Genomic DNA, 15,657 nt, shown 5'->3' with positions numbered 1-15,657 from the left:
CTTATGCCTGGAAATAATATCCCACACCCCATTTGGTGTGTACATATTTGGGCTCACTGGGATTCGCCTCAATTTTTTCACGTAAACGACGGATATGTACATCCACTGTACGAACATCACCAGGATATTCATATCCCCATACAATATTCAGCAGGTTCTCACGGCTGTACACTTTATTGGGATTAAACACCAGAAGTTCCAGCACATCAAATTCTTTGGCAGTCAGATTGATTTCCTTACCAGAAATAAACACGCGACGGCTCTCACAATCCATCTTCAGGTCACCAGCCTCTATTGTCTTCGCCTTGTCTTTTTCTTCCTGATTGCTGCCTGCACGGCGCATAATGGCCTTGATTCTTGCCTTTACCTCAAGAATATTAAATGGTTTGGTGATATAGTCGTCCGCGCCATACTCAAGGCCGAGGATCTTATCCATATCCTCACCTTTCGCTGTAAGCATTACAATAGGAACATTTGAAAATTCCCTGATCTGCTGGCATACTTCAAAGCCATCCATCTTGGGAAGCATAAGATCCAGAAGAATAATGTCATATTTCTTCTCTTTGGCCATCTCCAGGGCTTCTTCGCCATCGTAGGCACAATCCACATCCATTCCATCCTGTTCCAGACTGAAACGGATACCCTTTACTATCAGTTTCTCATCATCTACTACCAAAACTTTCCTGCTCATTTAAGAATCTCCCTTATCCAGTTGATATCTTGTCTTTTATCTTTGAAAAGGTACCCTCTTTGATACCTTCTACATTCATAATCTCTTCGATAGAAGCAAAGTCTCCATGCTCCTCTCTGTATGCAACAATGGCTTCTGCCTTTGACTGCCCGATTCCGCTTAAAGTGGAAAGCTGTCCGGCATCTGCAGTATTCAGATTAATTCGTGTATCATCGCCTACGCCATCTCCGAAACTTCCTGTATCTCTTCCAACAGTTCCCGATGGATTTTCCACTGAGCTGCCTTGAATTTCTTCCAATCCTAAATTCCCAGAATTGTCACCATCGTTCAATGCCTCTGGCACTTTCGCCATAGCAAGTTCCAGGTTCTCAGCCACTTCTTTCTCAGTAGGCACATAAATCTGCTGCCCATCTCCAATACTTCTGGCTCTGTTCAGATAATTTATGGCTGCCTCTGGCAAATATCCTCCTGCTGCATCAACAGCCTGGAAAATACGTGCTCCTTCATCCAGCTCATAAACGCCTGGATTTACAACGGCTCCGCATACATCAACGAATATTTTCTGTGGAATTGGCGTTTCTAGTGGCAAATCCAAAGCTGAATTTTCTGTATTCCCCTCTGATCCAGCATCTGAAACAACAGACTGTTTTTCGGGATTTTCCCCTGCCGCCACGTTATTCTCATACGCAGTGCTCTCTTCTCCTGCTTTTCTATTCGAGTTCTCTTCATCTGAATCCATCTCTTCCAGAAAAACCTCTTCCCGACGTGCGCAACCTGTCATTGCAGACGCCGTCCAGAGAAAGAACAAAACTGTCCAGATTCCACATCTGTATTTTATTTTTCTTCCCATGCAGGTTCCCCTTTCGCTTTATGCGCAGGTTCCCCTCCACTCATGCTTTACCTAATCTATTTTAACGAAACTTTACATTTTTTACAATACCATTTCTAAATTTTATCAGTCTTTTATCTATTTGCCTTATTTCTCCCATTTAAATATGGCAATTCCTACAATCGCCACAGCCATGCCGATCAGTTTTCGCCACTGAAAATCCACTTTTTCTACACCAAACAGACCAAATAATTCAATTATATAGGCAACTGCCAGCTGGGAAATTACAATCAGCATAGCAGCCTTTGCAGGACCTAAACTTCCCATGCTTTGAATGACAGTTATTGTAATAAATGCTCCGATAATACCGCCAAGTAAAGTATATTTATTCTCCACCTGCCACAACGCGCCAACACTGTCCCTCCCGGTAAAAATCCACGCCAACACGCAGACCAGAAACGCCGAAAACTGTACCCAGCCGGTGGATACCCACAAGCTGGTCTGCTTAGTCATCTCTGTGTTAAAAACGCCTTGAATACTCATCAATGCACCAGATATCAACGCTACAAGAAATCCCCACATACAATACCTCCATAAACTATCCTATACTTCCAGATTCTTTCTCTAGAGCGTGTTTGAAAAAGGCTTTCTGCAAGATGTGCGTCACAATTTGTGGGAGATTTCGCCCGGATGAGGGCGCCGTAGCGGGCTACGGCAACCGAATTCGAGTGAAATATACCGCAAAGTGGGGCGTGCAGATTGCAGAAATGATTTTTCAAACACGCTCTAAGCCAATCAATGTTCTGACAGCCTCCAAAAGGATACTCCCTTTCCCGGGAAGAAAAGGAGGTGCACTTGCAGCAGGCACCTCCATAATAGTATTATATGTATTTTTCAAAGATTCATTCACTTCGCAAGTTTTTCGCTTTTTTTCGTAACGCAGCACCGGCAGTAATTAGACGCCGATAAGATCCAGAGAAAAGCAGGAATGATAATAGCAAGAACGCCCGTATTCCATACCATATGAAGCAGCATGGCTACCAATGTGCAAAAAGGAAGTACATTTCCAGTCAGCAGATAAGTCTTATAGCTTGCTTCGTAAATTTCTTCCTTCTCTGCTTCGTCACAGCTTGCAAGCCACTGCTCCTGAAAGTTTATAGAAGTAGGATCACCTTTCTTATCCGGATAAATTCTCTGAACCAGCTTTATATAGCGAATCTGCCACATACCAAAATATCCAACCATTCCCACAAACACAACCAGTCCTGCTAAGAACATCCATGTCTCACCGTCACTCTGGCTCTCAATATATTTCATAGAGTATCCTGGTGAAATAAGCAGCATCATAAGAACAGTTCCCACTGTACTCGCAATCATCCCCCAGCTGGAGGACACTTCAATATGATACTGCAATTCATGATATTCTTCATCCTCTGCATCCTGTATCTGGCTTCCCATTCTCTTCATCTTTCCAAAATGGATCTCACAGATCATAATACAGATCGCACCGCAGATACATTCCAGCAGCACTGTATGATCACGTACAGCCAAAAGAAATGCATTCATCCCATGCCCAATAGCTGCTATAGAATTCTCCCCAGTGTATGATGTAACAAAGCCAAAAATTCCTCCAACAACACCACCAGCCAGCATAATCAGTACCATTTTTAAATAGGAATTCATTTTCTTCTTAGATTTTCCCTTATTCATCTTCTCCATCCTCCGTATAAGTAAAAATATCTTCCACTGTCACCTGACAGATCTTCGCCAGCTTCAAAGCCAGCGTCACTGAAGGTGAATAGTCTCCCCTCTCAATCAGGCTGATCGTCTGTCTGGACACACCAGCCAGTTTCCCCATGTCCGCCTGATTGATTCCAAGCCTGGCACGATATTCCTTCAATCGATTCTCCAGCGCCATTTCAAAGGCTCCTTTCTCATTCGTAGTGTATTCATTTTTTTGAAATGACTTATTTCATTGTCATTATGACAAGTTTATTTGTCATTCCTTGTATTTGCATAATATCATTGACAACTTTACTTGTCAACAGGTTTTTTATATTTTCCCAAAACAACCTTGCAATCCTGTTATATCTCTACTGAAAACCGCTTTTCCAGTCTTTCTTCTGACATTATGCAAAAATATTTTCGAAATTTTCTATATTTTCCATCTATTCAACAGCTCTCACAATTGATATAATATTTTCAACAAATATGACAGCCGGGCTGGCATGTCAACTTGAAAGGAGAATCACAATGGCAGACGAAAAGAACATTGGTACCCCAGCAGAAGAGGAAATCGAGATCATCACCCTCACCGACGAAAACGGGGAAGACATGGATTTTGAGTTCCTGGACCTTGTTGAGTATGAAGGAAAGCGCTACGCAGTTCTTCTCCCACCTGTAGAGGACGTGGAAGGTGAGGACGAGAACGAAGATGAAGAAGTACTGATTCTTCAGGTTGAGGACGACGGAAATGAAGAAAACGAGAGCTATGTTTTCGTTGATGACGATGACATTCTCACCGCTGTTTTTGACATTTTCAAAGAGAAATTTAAAGACGAATTCGACTTCGCAGAAGAGTAAATTCACAAAAAGCTTTTAAGCAGCTGTACTCTATACAGTGTAAAAAGTTCCATCCCCCAACTTTTGACAAGATGTATGTCAGGATTTATGAGCGATTGCCGGAATAATTTTTTAAAACAGAATCTTGAGCAATAGAAAAAAGGTACCTGAAAACCATTTCAAAGTACCTTTTTTCTGTCATTTTATTCTCATTTATAGCTTAAAATCAACCTACAATGCTTTTTTAGTGAATCTTTTTTAATTTTCACCTATTTTTTCACCAAAACTCCAGCCCTGATTTACGCCAGACATTCATCCAAAATCTCCGCCATTTCATCGATATCCGCCTTGGTAATCACAAGCGGAGGCACAATACGAAGCACGTCGCTTCCTGCAGAAATAACCAGCAGTTTCTTCTCCAGAGCCTTCTTAACAATCTCTCCTACAGGTCGTCCTGCAATGACGATTCCCTGCATGAATCCCATACCTCTTCTTGCTGCAGCACACTCATGTTTTTCCACAAGTTCATCCAGTTTTTTTTCAAGATATGGGGTTAATTCCTGTACATGAGTAAGGATCATATCCTTCTCATAAATGTCAAAAACCTTGCTTACAGCCGCACATACAAACGGATTTCCGCCATAAGTTGTACCATGGTCTCCCGGCTTCAAAGAAGCCTGTGCAACCTTCTTACTCAACACAAATGCACCAACAGGAACACCGCATCCAAGCGCTTTTGCACAGGTCATAATATCCGGCTGTACACCGTATGCCTGCCATGCAAAATAATATCCGGAACGTCCCATTCCGCACTGGATTTCATCCAGAATAAGGAGAATATCTTTCTCATCACACAGTGCGCGAACGCCCTCCAGAAACTCTCTTTCCGCTGGATAAATACCGCCTTCTCCCTGTACGGTCTCCATAATAATTGCACATGTTTTATCTGTAACCTGGGCTTTTACACTCTCAAGATCATTGAAATCAGCAAATTTCACACCACCCATGAGCGGCTCAAAAGGCTCACGGTAATGTGCATTTCCAGTGACAGAAAGTGCTCCAATAGATCTGCCATGGAAAGAATGATTCATGGCAATGATCTCATGATCTGCATGTCCGTCACGTTCATAAGCATACTTTTTCGCAGCCTTTAATGCACCTTCAATAGCCTCTGTACCACTGTTTGTAAAGAAAGCCTTGTCCATGCGGCTTGCATTTACCAGCTTTGCGCCAGCTTCGATAATTGGCTCATTGTAATACAAATTAGAAATATGAGTCAGCTTATCAATCTGTTCTTTCAGTGCTTCATCATATCCAGGATAATGATATCCAAGCGAATTTACAGCAATTCCTGCTGCAAAATCCAGATATTTGGAGCCTTCAGAATCAAAAAGGTGCACACCCTCTCCACGTTCAAAAACAACAGGAAAACGATTATATGTATGAAGAATACTGGACTCCGCTTCTTCCATCTGATTATTCATGTTCATGGTAATATTTCTCTCCATCCTCTCTTAAAATAGCAGTTCCGATACCTTTGTTTGTAAAGATTTCCAACAGTAAACTATGAGGAATTCTTCCATCAAGAATATGAACCCGGTTAACACCATGCTCAATTGCTTCAATACAGTTATTCAGCTTCGGAATCATTCCGCCGCCAACATATCCATCCTCGATCAGTTTTCTGGCATCCTGAATATGAAGCTCAGAAATCAGAGATGACGGATCATCTTTATCCCTATAAACTCCCTCAATATCAGAAAGAAATGCAAGCTTCTCTGCATGTACAGCCTCTGCAATTGCGCAGGCTGCATCATCTGCATTAATGTTATAGCTGTCATAATTATCATCAAATCCAATTGGAAAAACAATCGGAAGAAAATCTTTTTCCAGCAGATCATAAAGAATTTTCGGGTTTACTTCTGTAATATCCCCTACAAATCCAATATCCTCTCCATTGGAATATTTCTTCTTACATTTCAGCAATCCACCGTCTTTTCCACTGATACCAACAGCCTGTACGCCAAGAGATTCCACATGGGAAACAAGTTCTTTGTTTACTTTGGCAAGGACCATTTCTGCTATTTCCATTGTCTGGGAATCTGTTACCCGAAGACCATTGATAAACTTAGCCTCCATGCCTACTTTTCCAACCCATTTGCTGATTTCCTTGCCGCCACCATGTACGATAATTGGCTTAAATCCAACCAGTTTCAGGAGAACTGCATCCTTAATTACATTCGCCTTCAATTTTTCATCCAGCATAGCACTTCCGCCATACTTTATTACAACAATTTTACGGTTAAAACGCTGTATGTAAGGAAGCGCCTCAATCAGTACCTCTGCCTTATCAAGATATTTCTGATTTACCATTTTTTCTCTTAACCTTTCTTTCCTATATCTTTATGTTACAAAAGTCCTACAACTGCATGCCTTTCAGTCTTCCTCTGGCATCTAATTTACACACTCTCAAGCTTTAATATCAAGAACGATAATCTGCATTAATTTTCACATAATCATAAGTAAGATCACAGCCCCATGCAGTTGCTTTTGCGTCACCCATCTTCACATCTGCAATAGCTGTTACCTCATCCTCAGACAGGATTCTGGTTGCCTCTGCTTCATCATATCCTGTTGAAACACCGTTCTCAATAATCTTTAATTTTCCTGCGCGGCTCTCAAAATACAGGTCAACTTTTTCCGGATCAAACTGCACTCCAGAGTATCCCATAGCGCACAAAATCCGTCCCCAGTTTGCATCGTGACCATAAATTGCAGCCTTTGTAAGAGAAGAAGTTACTACGGATTTGCTAAGCGTAACTGCATCTTCTTTTGTCTTAGCGCCCACAATTTTCACTTCAAAAAGTGCAGTCGCACCCTCTCCGTCACCTGCAATTTTCTTTGATAAACAGGTATTAATATAATTCAAAGCCTCCATAAATTTATCAAAATCAGCACCCTCTTCTGTGATCTCAGGGTTGCCTGCCATGCTGTTTGCAAGGAGCAAAACAGTGTCATTTGTGGAAGTATCGCCATCTACAGAAACCATATTAAAGGTATCTTTAATATTTGCACTTAGTGCTTTTTGAAGCATTTCCTTGGAAATTGCAGCATCTGTTGTGACAAATCCAAGCATGGTACACATATTAGGATGGATCATTCCGGATCCCTTGCACATACCGCCAACTGTTACTGTTTTTCCACCAATTTCGATATGTACAGCAACCTCTTTTTTTACGGTATCTGTAGTCATGATAGCCTTGGCTGCCTCTGTTCCGGCCTCTAAAGAACCGTCAAGCTTCGGAGCCATAGCCTTTACACCATTTACAATTCTGTCAATCGGAATCTGCATTCCAATCACGCCTGTAGATGCAACCAGCACGCTATCTGCAGGGATTCCAAGTATCTCAGAAGCTGCATCAGCAGTCGCCTTACAATAGCCATATCCTTCTGCTCCGGTACATGCATTTGCAATACCGCTGTTGCAGATCACAGCCTGTGCAGATGGGTGATTATAGACCACATTCTGATCCCATTTTACCGGAGCTGCCTTCACCACATTTGTTGTAAAAGTGCCAGCTGCAACACATGGAACTTCACTGTAAACCATGGCCATATCTGTACGGCCTTTGTATTTAATTTCTGCTGCCGCCGCAGCTGCTTTAAACCCCTTTGCTGCGGTAACACCACCTGTAATTATTTCCATATTGATACTCCTCCTTTGCCCGATCAGGCAAATTATATGTTTATTTTTCAATGTAACTCAGTCCTGAAATCAGGCCCGGAGCCTGTCTCCAATTTCACTTTTACGGATACATCGGAACCTGTAATAATCCTTCCGCTTCATCAAACCCAAACATCAGATTCATATTCTGAACTGCCTGTCCGGCAGCACCTTTTACCAGGTTGTCAATAGCTCCCATCATGATGATTCTGTGGGTTCTCGGATCGATCTTGAAATTCACATCCACGTAATTACTGCCCTCTACCCACTTTGTCTGCGGACACACATCCTTATCCAGAACCCTCACAAATGTCTCATTCTCATAGCATGCATCATAAGCAGCTTTTACTTCTTCGTAGGTCACATCCTTTGTCAGGGAAGCGTATGCTGTAACCAGAATGCCTCTGTTCATTGGAACAAGATGCGGGGTAAAATTAATGGTCACTTCCTGTCCGCAGGCATATCCTAACTGATCTTCGATCTCTGGTGTATGTCTGTGTGTGGCAACACCGTAAGCCTTGATATTTTCATTTACTTCACAATAAAGATTATCAACCTTAGCCCCTCTTCCAGCACCCGTCGTTCCGGATTTAGCATCAATAATAATCGTGTTCGGATCAATCATTCCAGCCTTTAACAATGGGTAAATAGAAAGTGTAGAACAAGTTGGATAGCATCCCGGATTCGCGATCAGACGAGCTTTTTTGATGTCCTCACGGTTAATCTCACATAATCCGTACACAGCTTCATCAATAAACTGAGGGGATTTGTGCTCAATTCCGTACCATTTTTCATATTTCTTCACATCTTTAATACGGAAGTCTGCACTTAAATCAATTACTTTCGCTCTGGAAAGGATTCCCTCATTTACAAGAGAAGCACACAGCCCCTGCGGTGTTGCAGTGAAAATCACATCAACCTCATCTGCCAGAGCTTCCATGTTATCGTCCATACATTTTGCATCTACCAGCTTAAAAAAGTTCTGATAAATTCCTGCATATTTTTTATCAATGTAGCTTCTGGATCCATACCATGCTACTTCCACATTTTTATGTCCCAGAAGGAGACGTACAATTTCATTTCCCGCATAACCGGTTGCTCCAATAATTCCAGCTTTTATCATTTTAGTGTCCTCCATTATTATGGTGTCAAAAGCATGCTTTTTCAAACAGGCTCTAGAACTCATACTTGTTACTCTGTTCACTGGCAACAATGTCCGTTTTGTGAACGGAGTGAACAGTAACATGTGCTTTATAAACAATGATGAATGAATTATACATCTTCTTTGCATATTATGCAATAGTCATTTTTTCCTTATTTTCCATTCAATCTATCTTTTTTTGTGCATTTCAACGCGTATTTACCTATTATATGATGCATTTTTATGCAAAGTTTTTATAAATTTTTTTCAAATTTACTATTGCATATTTATGAGTATTGTTGTATATTATTCTTTGTGAATAACGTACAGAACGTAAGAGCCGTTATCACGATGAATATTTATTCAAAATTTAATATGCTTTATAACCCTATCTGTTTCAGAGGGATAAAAGAAAAGAGGTAAATATTATGAAAGAAAAAGTTGTACTTGCATATTCAGGCGGACTTGATACCACAGCATTGATTCCGTGGCTGAAAGAAACATTTGATTATGATGTTGTCTGCTGCTGCGTTAACTGCGGACAGGGAAATGAGCTGGACGGACTTGAGGAAAGAGCAAAGCTTTCCGGAGCTTCCAAATTATATATTGAGGATATCGTAGATGACTTCTGCGACAACTATATTATGCCGTGTGTTGAGGCAGGTGCTGTATATGAGCACAAATATCTTCTTGGTACTTCCATGGCACGTCCTGCTATTGCCAAGAAACTGGTTGAGATTGCAAGAAAAGAGAACGCTGTTGCAATCTGTCACGGCGCAACTGGTAAAGGAAATGACCAGATCCGTTTTGAGCTTGGAATCAAAGCTCTTGCACCAGACATCAAGATCATTGCTCCATGGCGTATGACAGACGTTTGGACCATGCAGTCCCGTGAAGACGAGATCGCGTTCTGCCAGGCTCATGGTATCAACCTTCCATTCGATGCAAAACACAGCTACAGCCGTGACCGTAACCTGTGGCACATCAGCCATGAGGGACTTGAACTTGAGGATCCGGCGCAGGCTCCAAACTATGATGATATGTTAGTACTCAGCGTAACACCTGAGAAAGCTCCGGATAAAGAGACCGAAATCACCATGACATTTGAGGCAGGTGTTCCAAAGACCTTAAATGGAAAGGCAATGAAAGTTTCCGAGATCATCACAGAACTGAACAAACTTGGCGGCGAGAACGGAATCGGCATTATCGATATCGTTGAGAACCGTGTTGTAGGTATGAAATCCCGTGGTGTTTATGAGACTCCTGGTGGAACAATCCTTATGGAAGCACATGAACAGCTTGAGGAGCTGATCCTTGATCGTGAAACTCTGGAAACCAAGAAGAAACTTGGCAGCCAGCTGGCTCAGGTTGTTTACGAAGGAAAATGGTTCACACCACTTCGTGAGGCAATCCAGGCATTCGTAGAGTCCACACAGAAATATGTAACTGGTGAAGTAAAATTCAAACTTTATAAAGGCAACATCATCAAAGCAGGAACCACTTCTCCATACAGCCTTTACAATGAATCTCTTGCTTCCTTCACAACAGGTGATATGTACGATCACCATGATGCAGACGGATTCATCACTCTGTTCGGTCTGCCGCTGAAAGTTCGTGCAATGAAGCTTGCAGAAGTAGAAAGTCAGAAACAGACCAACGACTGATCTTCATAAAAATAAGCAAAAAATATCTCCGGAAGTTCTTAATCCTCCCGGAGATGTTTTTTTGCAGCTTTTTTGTTTTATGTAAACCAATTATTTTCCAGCGCTTATTTTATTTAGCAACCAGCGCTCATTAAAAATTTTCTCAACTGATTTTTACCTTCTTCTGCTCCAGCCTCTCAGACACCCATTCCTTAAACAATGTATAAATTACAGACACCAACGGAATAAAAATCAGCATTCCCACAATTCCCATAAGATTTCCGCCCAGAGTCACTGCAACCAGTACCCAGATTGCCGGCAGTCCCACAGAGTTTCCAACTACGTGAGGATAGATCAGATTTCCCTCAATCTGCTGCAGGATCAAGAACAATATAAGAAATGCCAAAGCTTTCAGAGGACTTACCATCAAAATCAGGAAAAATCCCACCCAGCATCCAATAATTCCGCCAAACACAGGAATCAGCGCCGTAAAACTGATCAGCACTCCGATCAGCATTGCATATGGAAATCTTCCGATCGTCATGGAAACAAAGAACATGCTTCCCAGGATCACCGCCTCTATGCACTGCCCGGTAATAAAGCTTGAAAACACCTTACTTGCCAGTGTACAAACATGTCCCAGATATTCCACTGTTTTCACAGGTAAAATCGCATAAGCCGCTTTCAGGACCTGCCTGCCCAGCTTCTCTTTCTGAAGGAGCACATAACAGGAAAACACAAAACCAATTGCAAAATTCATAGCCATGCTCACCAGTCCCATAGTCACGGTAATAGTGGAGGATACCAGATTGTCCGCCCCACTTCTCAAAACGCTCACAATAGAATCAATAATTTTCTGCGGATCAATTTCTATGGTAGATGCCCATTTCACAATTTCAGAATCACTCTGGAAGGTATCTGTCAGCCATTTCTGAACTAACGGAATATCTTCTTCCACCTTTTTCACAACATTTACCAGAGTTCTTCCAAGCTCCGGTGCCACAATCAGTACTACAACGAGAATCGCCAGCACCACCAGAACAATGGAAAAGAGCAGGCTCACCGGTCTTGCAAATTTTGCTGCTGCACGTCCCCTCCTGTCTTCTTTTTCCTTTGCTTTTCCAAAAACATGCCGCTCAATAAATGCCATAGGTACATTCAGCACAAACGCCATAGCTCCACCCAACACAAATGGCAGAAGAAGTCCCCACACAATTTTCACATACTTCAGCACCACATCCAGATTCTGCACTCCCAGATACAGAAGCACTGAAAAAGCGATCAGCCACCTTATCTTTTTCATATTTTCCTTATTTAGTTCCACTATTTTCAACCTCTTCCTTTCTTTCTCAGTACACTTTTGTTCTGCATATCTTATCACAAAATCCACGTTTTGACCAGTTATCCCTTTCTTTTTCCCATCTCTTTTAATTCAACGTGTTACTGTTCCCTCCGTGACCAGTAACACGCTTCGCGATGCAAAAGAATCATGCTTTGCATGATTTCGCGCCGCAATTCTCTGGTTTTCTGTGAACTTTATTGACACTTTTCCACGTTAACGCTATAATATTGATTAAATATCGTTTGCTCTAGAGCGTGTTTGAAAAAGGCTTTCTGCAAGATGTGCGTCACAACTTGTGGGAGATTTTTTATAATTATATTGTGGGGTTTTTCCCCGGCGAAAAGGAGGTATCTTCACTAAATGAAACAGATATCAGGCAATAAGCTGCTGGTAAAAGCACTGAAAGAAGAAGGTGTTGAGTACGTTTTCGGTTATCCCGGAGCATGTACCATCGATATCAGCGATGAATTATACAAACAGGATGATGTCACCGTAATCCTTCCACGTCACGAGCAGGCACTGGTTCACGCAGCCGATGCTTACGCACGTACCACTGGAAAAGTTGGCGTATGTCTTGTAACAAGCGGTCCTGGTGCTACCAACCTTGTCACAGGCCTTGCTACAGCCAATTACGACAGCGTTCCTCTGGTGTGCTTCACCGGTCAGGTAGCACGTCATCTGATTGGAAACGATGCATTCCAGGAAGTTGATATTGTAGGAATTACCCGCAGTATTACCAAGTATGGAGTCACTGTACGCAACCGTGAAGATCTTGGACGTATCATCAAGGAAGCCTTCTATATTGCACGTACCGGACGCCCTGGACCGGTTCTTATTGACCTGCCCAAGGATGTAATGGCTGAACTTGGCAGTGCAGAATATCCAAAGAGCGTAAATATCCGCGGCTACAAGCCAAACACCAGTGTCCACATCGGACAGCTGAAACGTGCGATCAAAACACTTTCCAATGCAAAGAAGCCTCTCTTCCTGGCAGGCGGCGGAATCAATATTTCCCATGCCAATAAGGTATTCCAGGAAGTAGTGGAAAAGACCGGTGTTCCGGTTGTAACTACTATTATGGGACGAGGTGCAATTCCTACCAACCATCCGCTTTTTATCGGAAACCTTGGCATGCACGGTGCCTATGCAGCCAATATGGCTGTAAGCAACTGTGACGTACTTTTTTCCATTGGAACACGTTTTAACGACCGAATCACAGGAAAGCTTCATGAATTTGCCCCTAATGCCCAGATTATCCATATTGACATTGACACGGCCTCTATTTCCAGAAACATCCAGGTAGATATTCCAATCGTTGCAGATGCAAAAGATGCCCTTGCAAAAATGTCCGAATACGTTTCCGACTATGCCAGCAAAAAATGGAACAGTGAAATAAACAGCTGGAAGCAGGAACATCCTCTTGTAATGCGTCCAAATGACAGATTAAGTCCGGTTGACATCATTAACCAGATCAACTGCCAGTTTGAAGAAGCCATCATTGTCACGGATGTCGGACAACACCAGATGCTGGTTTCCCAGTATGCTGAGATCACACCAGGCAAACAGCTTGTTATGTCCGGAGGACTTGGCACCATGGGATACGGTTTTCCCGGTGGTGTAGGCGCAAAGATCGGTAATCCGGACAAACCGGTTATTGTTATTTCCGGCGACGGTGGAATGCAGATGAATATTCAGGAATTTGCCACAGCTGTTCTGGAAGAGCTTCCACTGATCCTTTGTGTATTTAATAACGAATATCTTGGTATGGTTCGTCAGTGGCAGAAGCTTTTCTATGGCAAACGCTACAGCATGACCAATCTTCGCTCCGGTGCCCTTTCCCGCCGTACAAATGGCGAGGAATACCCGAAATATACACCGGATTTTGTAAAGCTGGCAGAAAGCTACGGTGCCAAAGGGATCCGGGTTTTCAATAAAAATGAGGTTGCCGCAGCCTTTGAAGAAGCAAAGAAAAATACCAAAGTTCCGACTCTGATCGAGTTCATCATTGATCCTGAAGAAATGGTTTATCCGATGGTAAAGCCTGGCGGAACACTGGAAGATTTAATTATGGATTGTTAATTAACAGGAGGTTTATCCAATGGCAGATAAAGGCATGAAAAAAAGATGGATTTCCCTCTACGTAGAAAACCAGGTAGGTGTTCTGTCCAAGATTTCCGGACTTTTCTCCGGCAAAAGCTATAACCTGGACAGCCTCACCGTTGGTACTACAGAGGATCCTACCGTTTCCCGAATGACCATCGGAACTGTAAGCGACGATGAAACGTTCGAACAGATCAAGAAACAGCTGAACCGAATGGTAGAAGTCATCAAAGTTATTGATTTCACCAATATGTTCGTCCGCATGAAAGAGATTCTTTACATCAAGGTTTTTAACTGCTCTTCTGAGGACAAAGTTGAATTATTCCAGATTGCTGAGACTTTCAAAGCCAGAGTCATTGATTACGGTAAAGACAGCCTGCTTCTGGAATTCGTACAAACAGCGACCAAAAATGATGCAGTTGTCAAACTGATCAAAGAAGAATTCGGCCGCATCGAAGTAGTCCGAGGTGGAAGTGTAGGAATTGAATCCATCAGCATGATGGAAAGATAATTTAAACGATGATGCCCCTCCTGTTAAAGGAGGGCATTTTTGTAAATTTTACGAGGGGATAATCCATTATGAAAAAACAACAAATACCATTAAAAAATTCACTGATTCTCCTTTTGACAGCAACGATCTGGGGAATCGCCTTTGTAGCACAAAGTGAGGGCGGTGAAGCTGTCGGCCCTCTCACTTTCAATGCCACAAGAAACATTATCGGTTCTCTGGTGCTGATCCCGGTTATTTTACTGCTCAATAAAATAAATCCACAGAGCAATTCAGCTGATTTCACAGAATCCGACAGACAGCCAATGGCATCCAGCGGTTCAAATCCATTTTCCCGCAACAAAACCTTAATTGCCGGCGGCATAATCTGCGGTATCTGCCTGTGTCTTGCTTCCAACTTCCAACAGTTTGGCATCCAGTACACCTCCGTTGGAAAAGCAGGTTTTCTCACTGCATGCTACATTATCATCGTCCCGATCCTTGGACTTTTTATGAAAAAGAAATGCAGTCCTTTTATCTGGGTTGCGGTTGTAATGGCACTGATTGGTCTCTATCTGCTTTGCATCACAGACGGCTTTTCCATTGGAAAGGGAGACTTTCTGGTCCTGATCTGTGCTTTCCTGTTTTCCCTGCACATTCTGGTCATTGATTACTTTTCACCAAAGACAGATGGAGTAAAAATGTCTTGCATCCAGTTTCTGGTCTGCGGAATCCTCACTGCTATCCCAGCCATAATTCTGGAGCATCCCAATCTTTCTTCATTCAGTGGTGCCTGGGGCGCTACTCTCTATGCCGGCGTTATGTCCTGCGGTGTCGCCTACACCCTCCAGATCGTGGGCCAGAAAAATATGAACCCAACCGTAGCCTCCCTGATTCTCAGTCTGGAATCCTGCATCTCTGTCCTCGCCGGCTGGATTATCTTAGGACAGAAATTAAGCACCCGGGAAATCATCGGTTGTGTGGTAATGTTCGGGGCTATCGTTCTTGCCCAGCTGCCGCAGAAAGAAACTGCCAGTGAAAAATAACGCGCTCTAGAGCGTGTTTGAAAAATCATTCAAAGCCCAAAGTAAGAGGTAACGCTTGAACCTTCCAAACGTTACCTCTTACTTATTTACCC

17 protein-coding genes are annotated in these 15,657 nt (G+C 42.6%); 6 read left to right on the top strand and 11 right to left on the bottom strand.

Annotation, left to right across the window (positions count from 1 at the left end):
* Position 1 precedes the first annotated feature (1 nt).
* The 4 genes from I4V84_RS11315 to I4V84_RS20595 form a co-directional block, all read right to left on the bottom strand.
* Positions 2-691, bottom strand: a complete 690-nt coding sequence (locus I4V84_RS11315; RefSeq protein WP_173734913.1) for a response regulator transcription factor — start codon at positions 689-691, stop codon at positions 2-4.
* Between the two features lie 13 nt (positions 692-704).
* A complete protein-coding gene (locus tag I4V84_RS11310; protein ID WP_226855023.1) occupies positions 705-1,541 on the bottom strand; it encodes a helix-hairpin-helix domain-containing protein in 837 nt (278 codons plus the stop codon).
* Positions 1,542-1,667: 126 nt separating this feature from the next.
* On the bottom strand, positions 1,668-2,102 hold the full coding sequence (locus I4V84_RS11305; RefSeq protein WP_195992016.1) for a DMT family transporter: 435 nt from the start codon (positions 2,100-2,102) through the stop codon (positions 1,668-1,670).
* A complete protein-coding gene (locus I4V84_RS20595; RefSeq protein WP_308768404.1) occupies positions 2,084-2,257 on the bottom strand; it encodes a DUF6783 domain-containing protein in 174 nt (57 codons plus the stop codon). Before I4V84_RS20595 ends, I4V84_RS11305 begins: the two co-directional genes overlap by 19 nt.
* Here I4V84_RS20595 and I4V84_RS20590 point away from each other — a divergent pair.
* Complete coding sequence (locus I4V84_RS20590) at positions 2,177-2,458, top strand: DUF6783 domain-containing protein (RefSeq protein ID WP_334286064.1); 282 nt, start codon at positions 2,177-2,179, stop codon at positions 2,456-2,458. The genes I4V84_RS20595 and I4V84_RS20590 overlap by 81 nt on opposite strands.
* Here I4V84_RS20590 and I4V84_RS11300 read toward each other — a convergent pair.
* Positions 2,427-3,230: a DUF3169 family protein gene (locus tag I4V84_RS11300; RefSeq protein ID WP_195992014.1), complete on the bottom strand. Its 804-nt coding sequence runs from the start codon at positions 3,228-3,230 to the stop codon at positions 2,427-2,429. The two genes, I4V84_RS20590 and I4V84_RS11300, sit on opposite strands and share 32 nt — an antisense overlap.
* Entirely contained in the window at positions 3,223-3,438 is a 216-nt protein-coding gene (locus tag I4V84_RS11295) for a helix-turn-helix transcriptional regulator (RefSeq protein WP_118579737.1), read from the bottom strand. Before I4V84_RS11295 ends, I4V84_RS11300 begins: the two co-directional genes overlap by 8 nt.
* Positions 3,439-3,773: 335 nt before the next feature.
* Here I4V84_RS11295 and I4V84_RS11290 point away from each other — a divergent pair, with 335 nt between their 5' ends.
* Complete coding sequence (locus I4V84_RS11290) at positions 3,774-4,103, top strand: DUF1292 domain-containing protein (RefSeq protein WP_118579740.1); 330 nt, start codon at positions 3,774-3,776, stop codon at positions 4,101-4,103.
* Between the two features lie 278 nt (positions 4,104-4,381).
* Here I4V84_RS11290 and I4V84_RS11285 read toward each other — a convergent pair whose 3' ends face one another.
* The 4 genes from I4V84_RS11285 to argC form a co-directional block, all read right to left on the bottom strand.
* Positions 4,382-5,572, bottom strand: a complete 1,191-nt coding sequence (locus I4V84_RS11285) for an aspartate aminotransferase family protein (protein WP_118579743.1) — start codon at positions 5,570-5,572, stop codon at positions 4,382-4,384.
* The gene (gene argB, locus I4V84_RS11280) at positions 5,559-6,455 is read right to left on the bottom strand and encodes an acetylglutamate kinase (protein ID WP_118579746.1); all 897 of its coding nucleotides are present in this window, start codon (positions 6,453-6,455) and stop codon (positions 5,559-5,561) included. Before argB ends, I4V84_RS11285 begins: the two co-directional genes overlap by 14 nt.
* Before the next feature lie 109 nt (positions 6,456-6,564).
* Positions 6,565-7,788 carry a bifunctional glutamate N-acetyltransferase/amino-acid acetyltransferase ArgJ gene (gene argJ / locus I4V84_RS11275; protein WP_195992012.1) on the bottom strand — a complete coding sequence of 408 codons (1,224 nt, stop codon included), beginning with the start codon at positions 7,786-7,788 and terminating at the stop codon, positions 6,565-6,567.
* 100 nt (positions 7,789-7,888) lie between these two features.
* Positions 7,889-8,929: an N-acetyl-gamma-glutamyl-phosphate reductase gene (argC, locus tag I4V84_RS11270; RefSeq protein ID WP_148461744.1), complete on the bottom strand. Its 1,041-nt coding sequence runs from the start codon at positions 8,927-8,929 to the stop codon at positions 7,889-7,891.
* 446 nt (positions 8,930-9,375) lie between these two features.
* Between argC and I4V84_RS11265 the strand changes: the two genes are divergently transcribed.
* The gene (locus I4V84_RS11265) at positions 9,376-10,611 is read left to right on the top strand and encodes an argininosuccinate synthase (protein WP_118579752.1); all 1,236 of its coding nucleotides are present in this window, start codon (positions 9,376-9,378) and stop codon (positions 10,609-10,611) included.
* 142 nt (positions 10,612-10,753) lie between these two features.
* Here I4V84_RS11265 and I4V84_RS11260 read toward each other — a convergent pair whose 3' ends face one another.
* Entirely contained in the window at positions 10,754-11,893 is a 1,140-nt protein-coding gene (locus I4V84_RS11260; protein ID WP_207742909.1) for an AI-2E family transporter, read from the bottom strand.
* A gap of 399 nt (positions 11,894-12,292) precedes the next feature.
* Here I4V84_RS11260 and ilvB point away from each other — a divergent pair, with 399 nt between their 5' ends.
* The 3 genes from ilvB (at position 12,293) to I4V84_RS11245 (ending at position 15,565) form a co-directional block, all read left to right on the top strand.
* A complete protein-coding gene (gene ilvB, locus I4V84_RS11255; protein WP_118579758.1) occupies positions 12,293-14,011 on the top strand; it encodes a biosynthetic-type acetolactate synthase large subunit in 1,719 nt (572 codons plus the stop codon).
* Positions 14,012-14,045: 34 nt separating this feature from the next.
* Positions 14,046-14,543 carry an acetolactate synthase small subunit gene (gene ilvN, locus I4V84_RS11250; RefSeq protein ID WP_334285059.1) on the top strand — a complete coding sequence of 166 codons (498 nt, stop codon included), beginning with the start codon at positions 14,046-14,048 and terminating at the stop codon, positions 14,541-14,543.
* 68 nt (positions 14,544-14,611) lie between these two features.
* A complete protein-coding gene (locus I4V84_RS11245) occupies positions 14,612-15,565 on the top strand; it encodes a DMT family transporter (protein ID WP_179988265.1) in 954 nt (317 codons plus the stop codon).
* Positions 15,566-15,657 lie beyond the last annotated feature (92 nt).

This window comes from Ruminococcus sp. 1001713B170207_170306_F1, assembly GCF_015668065.1.
GTDB lineage: Bacteria > Bacillota > Clostridia > Lachnospirales > Lachnospiraceae > Blautia_A > Blautia_A faecis.
The sequence above is the reverse complement of the archived record's forward strand: the minus strand, read 5'-3'. Positions and strand labels throughout refer to the sequence as shown.

Bases quoted from the DNA above. Each gene is read 5' to 3' on its own strand.
- argJ (WP_195992012.1), bottom strand. From the start codon at position 7,788: ATGGAAATAATTACAGGTGGTGTTACCGCAGCAAAGGGGTTTAAAGCA.
- I4V84_RS11260 (WP_207742909.1), bottom strand. From the start codon at position 11,893: ATGAAAAAGATAAGGTGGCTGATCGCTTTTTCAGTGCTTCTGTATCTG.
- argC (WP_148461744.1), bottom strand. From the start codon at position 8,929: ATGATAAAAGCTGGAATTATTGGAGCAACCGGTTATGCGGGAAATGAA.
- I4V84_RS11300 (WP_195992014.1), bottom strand. From the start codon at position 3,230: ATGAATAAGGGAAAATCTAAGAAGAAAATGAATTCCTATTTAAAAATG.
- ilvN (WP_334285059.1), top strand. From the start codon at position 14,046: ATGAAAAAAAGATGGATTTCCCTCTACGTAGAAAACCAGGTAGGTGTT.
- argB (WP_118579746.1), bottom strand. From the start codon at position 6,455: ATGGTAAATCAGAAATATCTTGATAAGGCAGAGGTACTGATTGAGGCG.
- I4V84_RS11290 (WP_118579740.1), top strand. From the start codon at position 3,774: ATGGCAGACGAAAAGAACATTGGTACCCCAGCAGAAGAGGAAATCGAG.
- I4V84_RS11265 (WP_118579752.1), top strand. From the start codon at position 9,376: ATGAAAGAAAAAGTTGTACTTGCATATTCAGGCGGACTTGATACCACA.
- I4V84_RS11245 (WP_179988265.1), top strand. From the start codon at position 14,612: ATGAAAAAACAACAAATACCATTAAAAAATTCACTGATTCTCCTTTTG.
- I4V84_RS11285 (WP_118579743.1), bottom strand. From the start codon at position 5,572: ATGAACATGAATAATCAGATGGAAGAAGCGGAGTCCAGTATTCTTCAT.
- I4V84_RS20590 (WP_334286064.1), top strand. From the start codon at position 2,177: ATGTGCGTCACAATTTGTGGGAGATTTCGCCCGGATGAGGGCGCCGTA.
- I4V84_RS11315 (WP_173734913.1), bottom strand. From the start codon at position 691: ATGAGCAGGAAAGTTTTGGTAGTAGATGATGAGAAACTGATAGTAAAG.
- I4V84_RS11310 (WP_226855023.1), bottom strand. From the start codon at position 1,541: ATGGGAAGAAAAATAAAATACAGATGTGGAATCTGGACAGTTTTGTTC.
- ilvB (WP_118579758.1), top strand. From the start codon at position 12,293: ATGAAACAGATATCAGGCAATAAGCTGCTGGTAAAAGCACTGAAAGAA.
- I4V84_RS11305 (WP_195992016.1), bottom strand. From the start codon at position 2,102: ATGTGGGGATTTCTTGTAGCGTTGATATCTGGTGCATTGATGAGTATT.
- I4V84_RS11295 (WP_118579737.1), bottom strand. From the start codon at position 3,438: ATGGCGCTGGAGAATCGATTGAAGGAATATCGTGCCAGGCTTGGAATC.